The 17748-nt window shown below is 69.9% G+C and carries 16 protein-coding genes; 4 read left to right on the top strand and 12 right to left on the bottom strand.

Annotated elements, in window-relative coordinates:
• Nucleotides 1-35: 35 nt before the first annotated feature.
• The gene (locus ACFU95_RS19985) at nt 36-2585 is read right to left on the bottom strand and encodes an FHA domain-containing protein (protein WP_383829010.1); all 2550 of its coding nucleotides are present in this window, start codon (nt 2583-2585) and stop codon (nt 36-38) included.
• 243 nt (nt 2586-2828) lie between these two features.
• Between ACFU95_RS19985 and ACFU95_RS19980 the strand changes: the two genes are divergently transcribed.
• Together ACFU95_RS19980 and serB are read left to right on the top strand one after the other, a co-directional pair.
• The gene (locus ACFU95_RS19980) at nt 2829-4838 is read left to right on the top strand and encodes a streptophobe family protein (protein WP_383829008.1); all 2010 of its coding nucleotides are present in this window, start codon (nt 2829-2831) and stop codon (nt 4836-4838) included.
• Between the two features lie 162 nt (nt 4839-5000).
• Entirely contained in the window at nt 5001-6209 is a 1209-nt protein-coding gene (serB, locus tag ACFU95_RS19975) for a phosphoserine phosphatase SerB (RefSeq protein WP_383829006.1), read from the top strand.
• Between the two features lie 76 nt (nt 6210-6285).
• Here serB and ACFU95_RS19970 read toward each other — a convergent pair whose 3' ends face one another.
• The 4 genes from ACFU95_RS19970 to ACFU95_RS19955 form a co-directional block, all read right to left on the bottom strand.
• Nucleotides 6286-6804 (bottom strand): SixA phosphatase family protein, encoded by a 519-nt coding sequence (locus tag ACFU95_RS19970; RefSeq protein WP_383829004.1) that lies wholly within the window; start codon nt 6802-6804, stop codon nt 6286-6288.
• 65 nt (nt 6805-6869) lie between these two features.
• The gene (locus ACFU95_RS19965; protein ID WP_383829002.1) at nt 6870-7076 is read right to left on the bottom strand and encodes a hypothetical protein; all 207 of its coding nucleotides are present in this window, start codon (nt 7074-7076) and stop codon (nt 6870-6872) included.
• Between the two features lie 237 nt (nt 7077-7313).
• Nucleotides 7314-7430 carry an SGM_5486 family transporter-associated protein gene (locus ACFU95_RS19960; protein ID WP_107083970.1) on the bottom strand — a complete coding sequence of 39 codons (117 nt, stop codon included), beginning with the start codon at nt 7428-7430 and terminating at the stop codon, nt 7314-7316.
• A gap of 49 nt (nt 7431-7479) precedes the next feature.
• Nucleotides 7480-8790 (bottom strand): CynX/NimT family MFS transporter, encoded by a 1311-nt coding sequence (locus ACFU95_RS19955; RefSeq protein WP_383829000.1) that lies wholly within the window; start codon nt 8788-8790, stop codon nt 7480-7482.
• Nucleotides 8791-8872: 82 nt separating this feature from the next.
• On the opposite strand from ACFU95_RS19955, the gene ACFU95_RS19950 reads away from it, so the two are divergent.
• Nucleotides 8873-9553 (top strand): FadR/GntR family transcriptional regulator, encoded by a 681-nt coding sequence (locus ACFU95_RS19950; RefSeq protein WP_383828998.1) that lies wholly within the window; start codon nt 8873-8875, stop codon nt 9551-9553.
• On the opposite strand, the gene ACFU95_RS19945 is transcribed toward ACFU95_RS19950, so the two are convergent.
• The 3 genes from ACFU95_RS19945 to fabG form a co-directional block, all read right to left on the bottom strand.
• Complete coding sequence (locus ACFU95_RS19945; RefSeq protein WP_383828996.1) at nt 9531-9887, bottom strand: hypothetical protein; 357 nt, start codon at nt 9885-9887, stop codon at nt 9531-9533. The genes ACFU95_RS19950 and ACFU95_RS19945 overlap by 23 nt on opposite strands.
• Before the next feature lie 162 nt (nt 9888-10049).
• Nucleotides 10050-10817: an enoyl-ACP reductase FabI gene (gene fabI, locus ACFU95_RS19940; RefSeq protein WP_383828994.1), complete on the bottom strand. Its 768-nt coding sequence runs from the start codon at nt 10815-10817 to the stop codon at nt 10050-10052.
• A gap of 5 nt (nt 10818-10822) precedes the next feature.
• Complete coding sequence (gene fabG, locus ACFU95_RS19935) at nt 10823-11527, bottom strand: 3-oxoacyl-[acyl-carrier-protein] reductase (protein ID WP_383828992.1); 705 nt, start codon at nt 11525-11527, stop codon at nt 10823-10825.
• Between the two features lie 240 nt (nt 11528-11767).
• On the opposite strand from fabG, the gene ACFU95_RS19930 reads away from it, so the two are divergent.
• A complete protein-coding gene (locus ACFU95_RS19930; RefSeq protein WP_383828990.1) occupies nt 11768-13294 on the top strand; it encodes a TldD/PmbA family protein in 1527 nt (508 codons plus the stop codon).
• A gap of 60 nt (nt 13295-13354) precedes the next feature.
• Here ACFU95_RS19930 and ACFU95_RS19925 read toward each other — a convergent pair whose 3' ends face one another.
• The 4 genes from ACFU95_RS19925 to ACFU95_RS19910 form a co-directional block, all read right to left on the bottom strand.
• Nucleotides 13355-14602, bottom strand: a complete 1248-nt coding sequence (locus ACFU95_RS19925) for a tyrosine-type recombinase/integrase (protein ID WP_383828988.1) — start codon at nt 14600-14602, stop codon at nt 13355-13357.
• 47 nt (nt 14603-14649) lie between these two features.
• Complete coding sequence (locus ACFU95_RS19920; protein WP_383829049.1) at nt 14650-14811, bottom strand: helix-turn-helix domain-containing protein; 162 nt, start codon at nt 14809-14811, stop codon at nt 14650-14652.
• Nucleotides 14812-14831: 20 nt separating this feature from the next.
• On the bottom strand, nt 14832-16214 hold the full coding sequence (locus ACFU95_RS19915; RefSeq protein WP_383829047.1) for a replication initiator: 1383 nt from the start codon (nt 16212-16214) through the stop codon (nt 14832-14834).
• A gap of 1092 nt (nt 16215-17306) precedes the next feature.
• On the bottom strand, nt 17307-17528 hold the full coding sequence (locus ACFU95_RS19910) for a hypothetical protein (RefSeq protein ID WP_383828986.1): 222 nt from the start codon (nt 17526-17528) through the stop codon (nt 17307-17309).
• Between the last annotated feature and the right edge of the window lie 220 nt (nt 17529-17748).

The following is a 17748-nucleotide window of genomic DNA, read 5'->3' as shown; positions in this document are numbered from 1 at the left end:
CGGGGTGCCGCCCTTCGGGCGTCGTACGACAGCCTCTACTTGCGCATGACCTCGGGCTCGTGGCGGCGCAGGAAGCGGGCCACGAAGAAGCCGCAGATCACGCCCAGGACGATCAGGGCGATCATGTCGAGGCTGTAGGCGCCGACCGTGTGGTCCCACAGCGGGTCGGTGTCGCCGGCCTCCTTGGGCGGGCTGATGTTGTTGAAGTCCAGCGTGGCACCGGCGGCGGCGACCGCCCAGCGCGACGGCATCAGGTACGAGAACTCGTTGACGCCGGGGCTGCCGTGCAGCGCGAAGAGGCAGCCGGTGAAGACGACCTGGACGATCGCGAACATGACCAGCAGCGGCATCGTCTTCTCGGCGGTCTTCACCAGCGAGGAGATGACCAGGCCGAACATCATGGACGTGAAGCCGAGTCCCATGATCGGGACGGAGAGTTCGAGCATCACGGCGAACTTGCCGTCACCGAAGATCAGCGCCTCGTCCGGGATCGTCCGGCTGGAGAACCCGATCGCACCGACCATCGCGCCCTGGAACAGGGTGACCGTGCCGAGGACGATCACCTTGGACATCAGGTACGCCGAGCGGGACAGGCCGGTGGCCCGCTCCCGCTCGTAGATCACCCGTTCCTTGATCAGCTCTCGGACGGAGTTGGCGGCGCCCGCGAAGCACGCGCCCACCGCGAGGATCAGCAGCACCGTGGTGGCGGTGCCGTTCGGGACGGGCAGACCGGTCGCCTTGTTCACCCCCCGCACCAGCAGGTCCTTGTCCGGGTCGATGAGCAGGCTCACCGCGCCGAGGACGGCCGGCAGGAGCACCGTCAGCGCCAGGAATCCCTTGTCCGAGGCGATGACGGAGGTGTAGCGCCGGACCAGGGTGCCGAGCTGGGACATCCAGCCCTGCGGCTTCGGCGGCTTCATCGCCTGCATCGGCGGCATCTGTACGGACTGCGGCGCGACGGCGTCGATGTCCGCGGCGTACATCTGGTAGTGCTGCGAGCCCTTCCAGCGTCCGGCCCAGTCGTAGTCGCGGTAGTTCTCGAAGGCGGAGAAGACGTCGGCCCAGGTGTCGTAGCCGAAGAAGTTCAGCGCCTCCTCCGGCGGGCCGAAGTAGGCGACCGCGCCGCCCGGCGCCATGACGAGGAGCTTGTCGCAGATCGCCAGCTCGGCCACGGAGTGGGTGACGACGAGGACCGTACGGCCGTCGTCGGCGAGGCCGCGCAGCAGCTGCATGACGTCGCGGTCCATGCCCGGGTCGAGGCCGGAGGTCGGCTCGTCCAGGAAGATCAGCGACGGCTTGGTGAGCAGCTCCAGGGCCACCGAGACGCGCTTGCGCTGGCCGCCGGAGAGGGAGGTGACCTTCTTCTCCTTGTGGATGTCCAGCTTCAGCTCGCGCAGCACCTCGTCGATGCGGGCCTCGCGCTCCCTGGCCGTGGTGTCGGCGGGGAAGCGGAGCTTGGCCGCGTACTTGAGAGCCTTCTTGACGGTCAGCTCCTTGTGCAGGATGTCGTCCTGCGGGACCAGACCGATGCGCTGGCGGAGCTCGGCGAACTGCTTGTACAGGTTCCGGTTGTCGTAGAGGACGTCGCCCTGGTTGGCGGGGCGGTAGCCGGTGAGGGCCTTGAGCAGGGTCGACTTGCCGGAGCCTGACGGTCCGATGACCGCGATGAGCGACTTCTCCGGGACACCGAAGGAGACGTCCTTGAGGATCTGCTTGCCGCCGTCGACCGTGACGGTCAGATGGCGGGCGGAGAAGGAGACCTCACCGGTGTCGACGAACTCCTCAAGTCGGTCGCCGACGATCCGGAACGTGGAGTGACCGACGCCGACGACGTCCGCCGGGCCCAGCAGCTGCGAGCCGCCCTTGGCGATCGGCTGGCCGTTGACGTAGGTGCCGTTGTGGGAGCCGAGGTCGCGGATCTCCATGCGGCCGTCGGGCGTCGAGTGGAACTCGGCGTGGTGCCGGGAGACCTGGAGGTCGGAGACGACCAGCTCGTTCTCCAGGGCACGGCCGATGCGCATGACACGGCCGACGGCGAACTGGTGGAACGTGGTGGGGCTGCGGTCGCCGTAGACCGGCGGCGCCCCCGCGCCACCACCGGGGCCCTGCTGCTGCGGGATGTGCGCGGCGGCCTGCTGCGGCTGCTGCCAGCCGGCCTGCGGGGCCTGCTGCGGCTGGGCATGCTGCTGCGGCGCCTGCTGGGCGGGGGCCTGCGGGGCCCAGCCGGGGTTCGCGCCCTGCGCGGCGTACGGCTGCTGCTGCGGCTGGGCCTGCGGCGAGGCGACGCCGGCCGCGCTGCCGGTCAGGCTCAGGCGCGGTCCGTCGGTCGCGTTGCCCAGGTGCACGGCCGCCCCGGGGCCGATCTCCAGGTGGTGGATCCGCTGGCCCTGCACGAACGTGCCGTTGGTGCTGCCGTGATCCTCGATGACCCAACTGCGGCCGCTCCAGCTGATCGTAGCGTGCCGCCAGGACACTCTGGCGTCGTCGAGCACGATGTCACCCTGCGGATCGCGTCCGAGGGCGTAGGGCCTGGACGCGTCGAGCGTCCAGGTCCGTCCATTCAATTCCAGTACGAGTTCCGGCACTCCATGCCCCACTGAGTAGTCCCCCGAGTTACCCCCAACACAGGGAGTCTAGGGATGTCGAACATCGTCGGGAACTATTTCAGGCTCCGCCCCCTGACCGAAAGTCGGGCCTTGTGAGGAGCACGCGTACACGCTTCGACTGGTTCCGTTGACGGGGTTGAAATCAGTCCGGAGAGTGGTAATCCACGCGAGGGGGACATTGCGCGGCGAACAGTCGCCGCGCCGCGGATCGGGGGGTCTGCCATGAGCGCGTCCACGAACATCGAGACCGCGAAGCACGGCACACGGCTGCCGTGGGGGGACATCCTGTTGTCCGCGATCGCCTGCGTGAGCTGGGCTTTGATCGGGATGGCGGGCACGGCGGCCCTCGGACTGCATCTGCTGGAGGCGGACACCACGAGTTCGCTGGGCCCGATGACCGCGGCGGTGGTGGCCCTTGGGGCGGGTGGTTCTGTCACACCGTCCGGCGATGTGTCCGCTTTCGGTCTGACGGGCGCGGAGGCGGCCACCGCCATCGAGATCACGCCACTGGGAGTGAGCCTGGTCGGCGCCGTGCTGCTGTCGTGGTTCTTCCTACGGTCCTTGCGGGGCGCGGGAGTTGTGATCGCGCCGGTCGAACTCCTCGCGCGCGGGGGCGCGGTGGTCACGCTGTTCGTGGCGACCCTGGGCGGACTGGCCTGGGCGGGGCACGACGTCATCACGATCGACGGGAGCTCGCTGGGGCTCGACGACCTGCCGGGAGGCGGTGGGGGCGGCGGGGGCGGTCTGGAGATCCCCGGGGTGGGGGACATCGGGGACATCGGCGGACTGCTGCCCGACCAGATCGGCGACCTCATCGACGCCGAGGCGGCGGTCGGCTTCACGGTGGACACCGCGCCGACGCTGCTCGGCGCCCTGGGTTGGTCCGCCGGCATCCTGCTGATCGCCCTGCTGGCCTCCCGCCGCACCCCTCTGCCGCGCGGCTGGGAAGCCGTGCACCGCGTCGTACGGCCCGCCGTGTCCGCCCTCGTCACGGTGCTGCTGGTGGCGGTCGTGGCCGGCCTCGCGGCGGCTGCCTACGCCGCGTTCGGCGACGCCCACCCCAAGCGGATCGCGGGCGCCGCCCTCCTCGGCGCCCCGAACGGCGTGTGGCTCGGCATCCCGGTCGGCCTGTTCGTACCGTTCGACGGCAAGGCGACGGGGGTGCTGGTGGGCCTGTTGCCGGACCCTCTGGACGACCTGCTGAACAGCGACGCCGACCAGTCCGTGACGCTGGGCGGGCTGGCGGAGCTGGACGGGCGGGTGTGGCTGCTGGGGGTCGCTGCGGCGTTGATGATGCTGCTCGCGGGGGTGCTGACCGCGGTGCGGACGCCGGTGGGAAGCCCGGGGGGCTCCGGGGACGTACGGGATCCGGGCGCCCTCCGCTTCGCCGGCCGGTGTGCGCTGCGGCTCGGGATCGCCACGGCGTTGGCGCTGCCGCTGCTCGCGTGGCTGACGGAGCTGTCCGTGGACGCCTCGCTGTCGGTACTGGGCTTCGACGCGTTCGGCGCCGGGGTGGAACTGCGGGGGAACCTCGGTATGGCGCTGGTTCTCGGGGCGGTATGGGGCGCGGGGGCGGGTGCCCTGGGGGCGCTCCTGGCTTGGGCGACCGGAGCGGCGGGGCAGCGGGCGACGGCACTGGCTCTGGGCACGGCGGTGAGCGCGGGACCGGGTGGGGGCGGAGCGGCGGGGACTACCGGGGTTGCGGGATCTGCGGGACCTGCGGGATCTGCGGCCCAGGGTGCCGGTGCCTCGACGCATGCGAACCTGTCCGGGCCGTACACGCCCGGGACGCCGTACCGGCCGCCGAACCCGGCGACGAACCCGTATCTGCGCGTGCCGGACCGGCTGCGCGAGCCTGAGGACGCGCGGCCGCCCGGCGCGGCGCCGCCTCCCGGAGGTACGCGGCCGCCGGAGGACGCGCCGGCGCCTGATGCGGGACGGGGGCGCGACAGCGCACGACAGCCACGTGACCCACAATCCAGCGGCCCGCGGTCCGCCGAGCCGACGCACGACGAGCCGACGCACGACGAGGTGCCGCCGAGCGCCGGTGGCGACGACATGTACGGCGCTCCCACGGTCGTCCGGCCGATCGGGCCACCCCCGAGGTCGCCCCGGCCTCCTCGGCGGCGTGGGGGCCGGTCCCCCTCCGGAAGGGACGACGGGCCACCACCTCCGCCCCCGCCGCCCCCGCCTCCTCCCCCGCCCCCGGGGAGGCCGAAGGGGCGTTCCTGATCCACGAGCGGGATCCGCGGGCCTGATCCACCAGGGGGACCACAGATGCAGCCGTGGCCGGAGCGTAAGGCTCGCGCCACCGGAGCGACACCCAGTGTTCCGTGTCCGCTAGACGGACCTCAGGGGCGGCAGGCACTGGGTGCCGGATACGGTGGAAGCACCATGAGCGCTTCGCAGACCTCCGACATCCCCACTCTTCTCGTCAAGATCTTCGGGAAGGACAGGCCGGGCATCACGGCCGGCCTCTTCGACACGCTGGCCGCCTACTCCGTCGAGGTGGTCGACATCGAGCAGGTCGTCACCCGTGGCCGGATCACGCTGTGCGCTCTCGTGACGCAGCCTCCGGCCGGCATGGAGGGGGATCTCCGGGCGACCGTCCACAGCTGGGCCGAGTCGATGAAGATGCAGGCGGAGATCATCTCCGGCCTGGGCGACAACCGGCCGCGCGGCCTCGGCCGCTCCCTGGTGACCGTGCTCGGACACCCCCTCACCGCGGAGGCCACGGCGGCGATCGCCGCGAAGATCACGAAGTCGGGCGGCAACATCGACCGTATCTTCCGGCTCGCCAAGTACCCGGTGACGGCGGTGGAGTTCGCGGTGTCCGGCGTGGAGACCGAGCCGCTGCGCACCGCCCTGGTGACCGACGCGGCGGCACTGGGTGTCGACATCGCGGTCGTCGCGGCCGGGCTGCACCGGCGTGCCCAGCGTCTGGTCGTCATGGACGTGGACTCGACCCTCATCCAGGACGAGGTCATCGAGCTCTTCGCGGCGCACGCCGGCTGTGAGGACAAGGTGGCCGAGGTGACGGCGGCCGCGATGCGCGGGGAGCTGGACTTCGAGCAGTCGCTGCACGCGCGCGTGGCGCTGCTGGAGGGGCTCGACGCCTCGGTGGTGGAGAAGGTGCGCAGCGAGGTGCGGCTGACGCCGGGCGCGCGCACGCTGATCCGTACGCTGAAGCGCCTCGGCTACCAAGTGGGGGTCGTCTCGGGTGGGTTCACGCAGGTCACCGATGACCTCCAGGAGCGGCTCGGGCTCGACTTCGCCCAGGCGAACACGCTGGAGATCGTCGACGGGAAGCTGACGGGCCGGGTCACCGGCGAGATCGTGGACCGGGCGGGCAAGGCTCGGCTGCTGCGCCGGTTCGCCGCCGAGGCGGGGCTGCCCCTGTCTCAGACAGTGGCGATCGGTGACGGCGCCAACGACCTGGACATGCTCAACGCGGCCGGCCTGGGGGTCGCCTTCAACGCCAAGCCGGTGGTGCGGGAGGCGGCGCACACGGCGGTGAACGTGCCGTTCCTGGACACGGTCCTGTATCTGCTGGGTGTCACCCGCGAAGAGGTCGAGACGGCGGACAGCCACGACGAGGGCTGACGACCGGCCGCTTTCGCGCCTTACGCGCACAGGGGCCCGGCACCGCGACGGTGCCGGGCCCCTTGGTGTACGTCGGTCACTCGGAAGGGGCCCAGTAGTCGAGCAGGGTCGCCACGCCGGGCTCCAGCGTCTTCCAGCTGCCGCTGAAGGAGAGGACGGCGAAGGCGGCGGCCGGGAAGCCACGGCGGCTCATCCGCTCACGCGCGTCGCCCTCGGCCGAACCGGAGAGGACTTCGGCGAGGCCCTGCACGCCCGGGTTGTGGCCGATCAGCAGGACGTTCTGCGCGTCGTCGGGTGTCTCGTTGAGCACGGCGATCAGCTCGCCGGGCGAGGCCTCGTAGACCCGCTCCTCGTAGATGGTTTTCGGCCGGTGCGGGAACTCGTGGACCGCGAGCTTCCAGGTCTCCCGGGTGCGGGTCGCGGTGGAGCACACGGCCAGATCGAAGGGGACGTGGGTGTCGGCCAGCCTGCGTCCGGCCTCTGCCGCGTCCATTCGGCCCCGGTCAGCGAGCGGCCGCTCGTGGTCGTTCACCTGTGGCCAGTCGGCTTTCGCATGCCGGAAGAGGACAATCCTGCGGGGTTCTGCGACGCTCATGAGATCCAGCTTCGCATGAAACACGCCACGGGGCGCAGGGAGTTGACGGGCGGCCTCCGCGGTGCTCAGCGCGTGATCAGCTGCTGTATGCGCTCGAAGAGCTGCGTGATCGCGGGCTCGGCGGTCGCGGCATGCGCGTCGGCCGGGTTGATGATCAGCGTCAGCAGCGTGACGAAGGCGAGCGTCGGCAGGGCGAGAGCCCACCAGGGCAGCCGGATGTCGGCACGGCCCGTGGACGCCGGGTGGGGCGGGGTGTGCGTGTGGGCCGACATGTCGCCTCCGTGGGCTTCGAGTGTCCGTGTCCGCCTCTCGCGGTCACACTTCGAAGTTACGGACTCCTCGGCCTTCAACCCATCCGGTGATCCACCCAGTTGACCCTGACACTCGCCCCCTAGGGGATGGTGGTGCTAGCCCCACCATCGACAGGACGGCCCGCGTCAGGAGCGGTGCTTCGTCCTGCTCGGCGGCCGGCGGTTCGTCCCGGCGCGGGGACCGGTGACTGTCCCGCCTCAGGGAGCGGCGATCGTCGCCACGATGGCGATGATCACGAAGATGGCGAAGAAGGCCCCGAAGACGAGCAGCATCTTCTTCTGGCCGTTCTGGGGGTTCGGGTCGAGCACTGGCATGCGGCAAGTCTCGCACCCGCCCTCCCCCGCGCGCCCGCCGGGGTGGCCCTCAGCGGGCCGCCTCCTCCTCGACCGTGCGGTCGCGTCCCGCCAGGACGCCCACCGCCATCTGCGGGATCATCAGGCCTGCCATGAGCGCGATCGGCAGTCCCCAGCCGCCGCTGTGCTGGTAGAGCACGCCCACCAGGAGCGGGCCGGGGATGGAGATCAGATAGCCGGTGCTCTGCGCGAAGCCCGACAGCTGGGCCACGCCCGCGCTGCTCCTGGCCCGCATGCCGACCATGGTGAGGGCGAGCGGGAACGAGCAGTTGGAGACGCCCAGCAGCAGGGCCCAGGCCCAGGCGCCGGAGACCGGGGCCAGGTACAGCCCGGCGTACCCGACGAGCCCGCAGGCGCCCAGCGCGAGCACGATCGGCCCCTGGTGCGGCAGCCTGGTGGCGAGGCGCGGGATGACGAAGGCCAGCGGCACGCCCATCACCATGGTGACGGCGAGCAGCAGCCCGGCCGTGCCGGCGTGCACGCCCGCGTCCCGGAAGATCTGCGCCATCCAGCCCATCGTGATGTAGGCGCCGGTGGCCTGGAGCCCGAAGTAGACGGCGAGGGCCCAGGCGGTGCGGCTGCGGGTGATCCGCAGCCGGGGTGCCTCCACGCGCGCGTGGGTCTCCCGAGCGGAGACCGCGGGCGCCGCTCCCCGGTCCCGCACGAAGGGGATCCACGGCAGTACGGCCAATGCCGCGACGGCGGCCCACACCGCGAGCCCGGTCTGCCAACTGCCGCCCAGCACATCGGTCATGGGCACCGTCACCGCCGCCGCTGACGCGGTACCGAGGGCGAGGGCCATCGAGTACAGGCCGGTCATGGAGCCGACCCGGTCCGGGAACCAGCGCTTGACGATGACCGGCATCAAGACGTTGCTGACCGCGATGCCCATGAGGGCGAGCGCGCTGGCGGCCAGGAAACCGGCCGTGCTGCCGACGTACGGGCGCAGGAGCAGGCCGGCGGTGATGGCGACCATGCCGGCGCACACCACAGCGCCGGGGCCGAAGCGGCGGGCGAGCCGGGGGGCCATGACGCCGAAGACGGCGAAGCAGAGCGGGGGCACCGAGGTGAGCAGTCCGGCCAGGGTGCCGCTCATGCCGAGCCCGTCGCGGACCTCTTCGAGGAGGGCGCCCAGACTGGTGATGGCGGGGCGGAGGTTCAGCGCCGTCAGCACGATGGCGAGCACCAGCAGCCGCATCGTCCACACGCGCGTGGCGGGCTGTGTGCGGGTGTCCGCCTCGGCGGTGCGTGCCTCCGGGGTGCGTATGTGCGGGGTGCGTATGTGCGGGGACGTCGCCGTCCGGGTTTCCTCGCATGCCATGAGGCCCATCATAGAATCATGGGATGATTGGTTGTCCACCTCCGGGCCGTCCGGTGCCCGTCCTCCCGTGCGAAGGTGTGCCATGCCCTTGAGCCACCCCCGTCGCTCGGCACTGTCCGAGCAGGTCATCTCGACGCTGCGCAACCAGATCACCTCAGGCGAATGGCCGGTCGGCGCGCGCATCCCGACGGAGCCCGAGCTGGTCGAGCAGCTGGGCGTGGCCCGCAACACGGTCCGCGAGGCCGTCCGCGCGCTCGCGCACAACGGCCTGCTGGACATCCGCCAGGGTTCCGGCACCTATGTGGTGGCCACCAGCGAGCTGGCCGGCGTCATGCACCGCCGCTTCGCCGACGCCGACCCCCGGCACATCGCCGAGCTGCGCTCCACGCTGGAGTCCGCCGCCGCGAAGCTGGCCGCCGAGCGGCGCACGGAGAAGGACCTCAAGCAGCTGGACGCGCTGCTGGTGCAGCGCGAGGAGGCCTGGGAGTCGGGCGACGCGGAGGCGTTCGTGGCGGCCGACGCGACCTTCCACCTGGCGGTGGTGGCGGCCTCCCACAACGACGTGATGACCACGATGTACGCCGACCTGGGCGAGGTGCTGCGGGACTGGCTGCGCGAGGACATCGGCCAGGAGCTGACACCGGAGACGCACATGGACCACGCGCGGCTGGTCGACGCGATCCGCGAGGGCGACGCGACGGAGGCGGCCAGCTATCCGTTCCTGTGCCGTCCGGGGCGCCTCAGCTCTCCTGCCGGTGACTGACCCACACCGAGGCGACCTCTTTCCAGCAGCGCCCGGTCAGCCGCACGGTCTGCGCGGGCCCGGCGTCCACCGCGGAGCCGTCACTGTCGAGGTCCCACCAGCGGGCGCACTCGACGTGCAGGCTCACCCGGTCGGTCTCCGGATAGGGGTTGTGGCAGTACGCGGTCACATGGGAGCCGGTGACGCGGATCCGGCAGGCGGCGCCGAACAGCGCCTCGGGCTCGGCTTCCGCTTCCGCGGCGTGCACGCGTGCGTGGGCTATCGCGTCGTACGAGAGAGGCAGTACGAGAGCGACGGCGACGGTCGTTGAGGCCAGGCGGCGGGACAAGCGCACAAGGGGACCTCCTCGGCCGTGATGGGGAGGGGCTCGCGTAGTGAACGCGTACTCCAGAGTGCGCGGTTGAGTGCCCGGCCCGCCCGGCCGGATAGGCCGAACGGGTGACGCCCCGCTCCCCGCGCGCGGCGGGAAACGGGGCGTCGAACGGCGTACGGGAGATCAGGCGCCGATGGCGTGCAGGCCGCCGTCCACGTGGATGATCTCGCCCGTGGTCTTCGGGAACCAGTCGCTCAGCAGGGCGACGATGCCGCGGCCGGCCGGCTCCGGGTCCTTCAGGTCCCACTCCAGCGGGGAGCGGCTGTCCCAGACGGCGGCCAGGTCGCTGAAGCCGGGGATGGACTTGGCGGCCATCGAGCCGAGCGGGCCCGCCGAGACAAGGTTGCAGCGAATGTTCTGCTTGCCCAGGTCACGGGCCATGTAGCGGCTGGTGGCCTCCAGGGCGGCCTTGGCCGGGCCCATCCAGTCGTACTGCGGCCAGGCGTACTGCGCGTCGAAGGTGAGGCCGACGACCGAGCCGCCGTTCTGCATCAGCGGCAGGCAGGCCATGGTCAGCGACTTCAGGGAGTACGCCGACACGTGCATGGCCGTGGCGACCGACTCGAACGGCGTGTTGAGGAAGTTGCCGCCGAGCGCGTCCTGCGGGGCGAACCCGATGGAGTGCACGACGCCGTCGAGGCCGCCGAGCTCCTCGCCGACGATGTCGGCCAGGCGGCCGAGGTGCTCGTCGTTGGTGACGTCGAGCTCGATGACCTTGGTGGGCTTCGGGAGCTTCTTGGCGATGCGCTCGGTCAGCGTGGGCCGCGGGAACGCGGTGAGGATGACCTCGGCGCCCTGCTCCTGGGCCAGCTTGGCGGCGTGGAAGGCGATGGATGCCTCGGTCAGCACCCCGGTGATCAGGACGCGCTTGCCCTCGAGAATTCCGCTCATGGTGATCAGTGACCCATTCCCAGTCCGCCGTCAACAGGGATGACGGCTCCAGTGATGTACGAGGCGTCGTCCGAGGCGAGGAACCGCACCGTCGCGGCGATCTCCTCCGGCTGCGCGTAACGACCGAGCGGCACCTGCTTCACGATGCCCGCACGCTGCTCGTCGGTGAGCACCTTGGTCATGTCGGTGTCGACGAAGCCGGGCGCGACGACGTTGAAGGTGATGTTGCGCGAGCCCAGCTCACGGGCGAGGGAGCGCGCGAAGCCGACCAGGGCGGCCTTGGAGGCGGCGTAGTTGGCCTGGCCGGGACCGCCGTACAGCCCGACGACCGACGAGATCAGCACCACGCGGCCCTTCTTGGCGCGCAGCATGGCGCGGTTCGCGCGCTTGACCACGCGGAAGGTGCCCGTGAGGTTGGTGTCGATGACCGAGGTGAAGTCCTCCTCGGTCATGCGCATCAGGAGCTGGTCCTTGGTGATGCCGGCGTTGGCGATCAGAACCTCGACCGGGCCGTGCTCGGCCTCGATCTCCTTGTAGGCCTGCTCCACCTGCTCGGTGTCGGTGATGTCGCACTTGACGGCCAGGAAGCCGGCCGGCGGCTCACCCGAGCGGTACGTGATCGCGACCTTGTCGCCGGCGTCGGCGAAGGCGCGGGCGATGGCGAGGCCGATGCCCCGGTTACCTCCGGTGACGAGAACCGAGCGGCTCAACGGATCACCCTTTCGATAGGGGTCTGACACACCCGCCCGAACAGCTGGATGACAGGCGGCTTCTCCGAAAACCTATCGGGCCGGTCCCCTCCGGGGACATTCGGGCACCGACAGTGGCGTACGGGTGTCACTGTCGGGTCCCTACAGAAAGGTGCGGACTCCAGCCGGAAACGTGTGGTCCGCGGCACCACCGGCGCGACATGATCGGTGCCGACAGGCCACGACAGCAGGGAGACCTCCGTGCCTCATACGATCGACGAAGCCTTTACGGCGCTTCCGCTACGCGCCCTGGCCGACGCCGCGCTCGCACGCGCGCGTGCGCTGGGCGCCGAGCACGCGGACTTCCGGTTCGAGCGGGTGCGCAGCGCGTCCTGGCGGCTGCGGGACGCCAAGGTCGCCGGGTCACAGGACACCACCGACCTCGGGTACGCGGTGCGGGTGGTGCACGGCGGCACCTGGGGGTTCGCGTCCGGGGTGGACCTGACGCTGGACGCCGCCGCCAAGGTCGCCTCCCAGGCGGTGGCGATGGCGCAGCTGTCCGCCCAGGTGATCAAGGCCGCCGGGTCGGACGAGCGGGTGGAGCTCGCCTACGAGCCCGTGCACAGCGAGAAGACGTGGATCTCGTCGTACGAGATCGATCCGTTCTCGGTGCCCGACGAGGAGAAGTCGGCGCTGCTGGCGGACTGGAGCGCGCGGCTGCTGGCGGCGGACGGGGTCAATCACGTCGACGCCTCGCTGCTCACGGTCCACGAGAACAAGTTCTACGCCGACACCGCCGGCACCGTGACCACCCAGCAGCGGGTACGGCTGCATCCGCAGCTGACCGCGGTGTCGGTCGACGAGTCGAGCGGCGAGTTCGACTCCATGCGCACCATCGCACCGCCGGTCGGGCGCGGCTGGGAGTACCTGACCGGCACCGGCTGGGACTGGGATTCCGAGCTCGCGCGGATCCCCGAGCTGCTCGCCGAGAAGATGCGCGCGCCGAGCGTCGAGGCGGGCCCGTACGACCTTGTCGTCGACCCCTCCAACCTGTGGCTGACCATCCACGAGTCCATCGGCCACGCCACCGAGCTGGACCGCGCCCTCGGCTACGAGGCCGCCTACGCCGGCACCTCCTTCGCCACCTTCGACCAGCTCGGCAAGCTCAGGTACGGCTCCGACCTGATGAACGTCACCGGTGACCGCACCGCCGAGCACGGCCTCGCGACGATCGGGTACGACGACGAGGGCGTCGCGGGCCAGTCCTGGGACCTGGTGAAGGACGGCACCCTGGTCGGCTACCAGCTCGACCGCCGCATCGCGAAGCTGACCGGGTTCGAGCGCTCCAACGGGTGCGCGTTCGCCGACTCCCCCGGCCATGTGCCGGTGCAGCGCATGGCCAATGTGTCGCTGCAGCCGGATCCGGCCGGGATGTCGACCGAGGATCTGATCGGCAGCGTCGACCGCGGCATCTACGTCGTGGGCGACCGGTCGTGGTCGATCGACATGCAGCGCTACAACTTCCAGTTTACGGGTCAGAGGGCATACATGATCCGGAACGGCCGCCTTGCGGGGCAGGTTCGGGACTTTGCATATCAGGGGGTAACCCCCCAGTTCTGGGGTGCCATGGAAGCTGTTGGAGGCCCCCAGACCTACGTGCTCGGAGGGGCTTTCAACTGCGGAAAGGCCCAACCTGGGCAGGTCGCCGCCGTGTCCCACGGGTGCCCGTCAGCAATGTTCCGGAGTGTGAACATCCTGAACACCACGACCGAGGCGGGCGGCGCCTGAGGCCGAGCCCAATCCGGCCCGAAGTCTGCACCAGGTCGACACGCGATCACAGCGAACCTTCTATGCCACGTCGTCCCAGTCCTCGATGTCGTCCTCCGATGGCGTCAGCGAGGGCGGGACGATGAGGCCCTTGAAGGGCTCCAGCTTCAGCCCCAGGCGGTTGTGCATGGTGCGGGCGCCTCGGTCCATCGCCCGGCGGACCAGATGGCCGTAGACCAGCTCTGTCGTCCTGGTGGTCCGGTGCCCGACCCAAGCCGCGACCTCGAAGAGCGGGATATCGGCGTGGATCGCTTCGGAGACGAAGAAGTGCCGGAAGCTCTTCGGGGTGTACTGCGGAGTCCCCGCCAGCTTGGCCGCCGCCTTGAACTGATCCAGGAACCAGTCATAGGACGGGTGGCGGTCGTTCAGCCGAGGCGACTCGAAGAACCAGCCCCGCTGTCCCCAGGTACCGAACACGTCGATGTGATCGTTGAAGATCTCGTTGATCGACTCGGGCACTGGCGTGCGCCGCGCCTGATCGAACGTCCGGTGCTTCGTACCTCGCTTCACTCCACGCCGGTAGCCGGAGATCTCCTGACTGCCGAATGCCGAGACCTGGTGATCCACGGCGAGGATGCTGCGCTCCCAGTCCATTGACTCGTCAGCCAGCGCCAACGACTCCCCCGGACGCGTCCCACAGCCCGCCATCGCCCAGAAGCCCGCACGGATCAGCTTGGGGGCCTCGGCGATGATCCCCAGCACCTCTTCCATGGTCGGGATGTCGTCGGCGGTTACTGGCGTGACCTGCTGTCCCGAGCGCCGACGGGGGTTCGCCTTCTTGCACGGATTGCGGCCGATGATCTCGGCCGCCACCGCGTAGTTGAAGACGGACGAGAGGACGTTCTTCCGTCCGTTGATGCCGGTCTCCTTGTAGCCCCGTTCCTTCTGGTCCGCCTCCCATTCCTGGATAGTCGTCGGGGTGATGCTGGCGATCGGCTTACTCCCGAAGAACGGGCCGTAGTGGTTGTCGTACACGCTCTGGTAGTTCCTCTTCGAGGACTCTTCGAGCGTTCCCGCCGCAACCCACTCGTTCCAGATCTCGGCGAACGTCCGCTGCCCCGCCTTGGGGTTGATGTACGTCCCGAGGTCCTTGTCCCGCTCGACCTTGACCGCGAACGCTTCCGCGTCTTCGAGCTTCTTGAAGGACACCTGTCGGGGCTTGCCTGCCCTGCCCCCGGGCTCCCGGTACGACACCCGGTACGGCTTGTGGGGGCAGGTGGGCTTCTTGCGCCGGGGGCAGGTGCAGTCTTCCTTCTTGATGGTCGCCACGCTTGTTAATCCTCCACATGTTGATTGGTCAGTGACTGATCGTCAGCCTAACTGTGCTGCATACGCGCCTCAACCCAGTTGTGTAGATCGCGAGTTCGGAAACGGACATGCTTGCCGACCTTGAGGAACGGGATGCCCCAGCGTCGGTACGAGTCCATGAGGACTCTCTTCGTGACACCGAGTTCGGTGGCCGCCTCATCAGGCGTCATGAGCAGGTTGCTTCCGCCTCTCACGACCACTCACCCCATTGCTCTTCGTCCTCTCGTGCTTCGCGGGCCAGTTGGCGGTTTATGGCGATGTCCTCGGCGATTCCGGCGGCGAAGAGGGCGGCGCCGGGGGTGTGGCCGGATCCGGCGTATCGCCAGTTCGACTCTGTGATGACGGCCGGGTTGCCGGTCGGCTCGGGAGTGCCGCGCTGGTATTCGGCTCGCTCCTCGCGCAGTGCGCCGTAAGTGGTGGAGTAGCGGCGGGATTTGGTGAGGATGTGGCCTCGGTAGCCGAGGCTGTGGGCCCAGGAGCGGAGTCGGAGGTGTTCCAGTTCGGGCAGGCCGCCCAGGCGCCAGCAGGTGCCCATCAGGGCGCGTACGTGATGGGTGACGACGGCCGCGTGGATGTCGTCCAGGGTGGTGACGCGGTAGTCGAGCCCGGCGCCGGTTTCGGCGGTTCCCTTGGACACGTACTTGGCCACGTAGGCGGCGACCGCCTCATCGGTAGGCCCCTCGTCGTCGGCGAAGGACCAGATCGGCCGTACCGCCAACTGCCCGCCGAACAAGAGGAGTTCGGTCCCGTAGGCGTCGGATTCCGGGACGCGCACGTTCGCCGCTGCGGCAGCCGCGTGCACGGCGGCGGCGAGCAGTTCGGCCGTGGCCCAGTCCGGGGAGGGGGTGCCGGGACCGGCCGGACCGTCGAGGCGCACCACCGCGTGGAAGTGGATCGCTGCCCGTTTCTGGTACTCGGCGACCTTGGCGAAGGACACCACCAGGTGGTCACGCAGCTTCGAACGGGCTACGCCTCCCGCAGAGGCCAAGTGGCGCCGTACGGCGGTGGTGAACCGGTCCCACAGCCGCCCGGCGTGCGCGTGCCACAGCACATGGCCGACGTAGTCATAGCAGTCCGGGCACAGCGGCAGACCGGCCAGCGGGTCACCCTCGGTGTGCACCAGGCCGCAGCCGAGCCGCCGCCCGTGCTCGCAGCGCGGATCATCCCGGCGGGGTCGGCAGTACTCCCCGTCGCGCACCCGGTGCACCGGACCGAAGGAGGGGGCCGTCAGGGTGACGAACAGGCGGGGCTGCCCCCGCACCGTAGCGGGAACGTTCTTGCCACCGGACAGGCCCGCGCGAATCAGCTGGAAGGTGTCGCCCGCGTGCAGGTAGGCGCACGGCTCGCAGACCGAGGCCCGCCGGTTACGGCAGCGCACAGCCAGCCGTTCACCGGGTTCCCCGGCCGTCGAGTAGGACGAGATCACCTCACCCGTGACGGCATCGCTGGTGACGGTGGAGCCGGACAGGTAGACCGGATGGGCACACCCCCCGATGGCCTTGATCTGCTCTTTCCAGCGCGCGAACAGGGGATCTTTCACCAGGCGGCTGATGTCCCGATCAACGTCGGACATCGTCCGCAGACGCTTCACGCGCTCCAGCTCGGCGGAGCGGTCATGCGACGTGGTCACCTCAGACGAGGAACGGGACACAAGGCACCTCCAGAACACACCCACCGGACCACTTATCCGGATGAATTAGGGGCGGCCAGGATCACCTACCTCGCCCGCCAGGTCAACCACTTATCCGGATGAGTTGCGGGCTGTGCTCGGAGGAGTTACGGGAGCGCAGGTGAACTCCGGTCGAATGCCAGGAACTTGGAGCAGGCACGGAGAGGAGTCGGTGTCGCCTCATCGGGTTGCCAGGGGGACGCTGTCCGACCCGGTTGCGCTCCGGACCATGTGCCCACCGGGAGACGGGAGCGGGCAGCGGTGTGGGGCAGGTGTCGGAATCTGTCTTCACTTTCTCCAGGCGCGCCTTCGGCGCGCCGCCGGATGCGGCTTGCCGCACCCCGGCCCGGCATGCGGCCTTCGGCCGGTCCGGTCCGGGGCGCCGCCGCCCCGGCGCGGACGAGGCGACCTGAGATCGTGCGCCAGCTCCACCACGCCAACCCTGCCCGCCCCTGTTCCGTGGACTATGGCCCGAGGCTCACGGCCTCCAGCGCCCACGGCACCGATACGGCCCCGCGACACTCACCGGCCAGCCTTCGTTCCAGCACCGGCCAGCCTGCCCGCCCTGCGCTGGCGCCCGGCGCACACCCTCTGTGGCTGGGGCCGACGGCCTACGAGGCTTTAGGCAGCCACCATGGGGCGAGCCTCTAAGAACAGGGGGCCGATCGGGCTATTGCGGGCAGGCTCCAAGAGACTGCCCGATCCGCAGGGCAGCGTAAGGCCCCCTGTTCACTCGCCCCATGGCAGCTCCCGCCCAAAGCCCCTACGGCCGGCGGCGTGCCCACACCGCGCCACAACCAGGGCAGAACCCGCCCCCGCCAGGGCTTCTTCAGAGTGGGGGAACACCTCGATTCAACTACATCCGGCGGGGACGGGAGATCTACGGCGCAGTACCGGAAGCAGCAGCCACGCCCAGGACGAAGCCGCACGAGGCCGAGATCATGATGATCATCAGAGGGCCCGTGAAGCGGGCTAACCAGTCCACCGCGCGGCGCATCACGTGTGCCGCCAGGTACGCCATGGCCGGGTGATGATCTCCCGGAAGGTGTGGTGCGACGGGTTCTTGCCGCAGTGCTTCAGCACCCAGCTCTGCCCGTCCGCGAAGTCCTCACTACCGTCCGAGGACTCACCGCACACCGCGCACTTCATCGCGAAGATGGTCGGTTCCGCGTCCGGCTCACGGTCCGGCTCCAGCGTCCACGTCTCCTCAGTGATCACCGACCGCACGCTCACCGGCCCCGCCCCGATCGCACGTTGGCCGCCTTCACACCCGCACTCAGTCGCTCCTCAGGGGTGGCCACACGGATCAGGGCCGGGTCTGCCTGCCACTCACGACCACCACCGACCGGACGCAGCATGGCGTACGGACCGGCTATGTCCCGGTACTCCCCAACCTTGAGGGTCGCCGGGTCGTACATCACCGTTCCGACTTCAGGGG

Source organism: Streptomyces sp. NPDC057623 (genome assembly GCF_042800355.1).
In the GTDB taxonomy this organism is placed as follows: Bacteria; Actinomycetota; Actinomycetes; order Streptomycetales; family Streptomycetaceae; genus Streptomyces.
The sequence above is the reverse complement of the archived record's forward strand: the minus strand, read 5'-3'. Positions and strand labels throughout refer to the sequence as shown.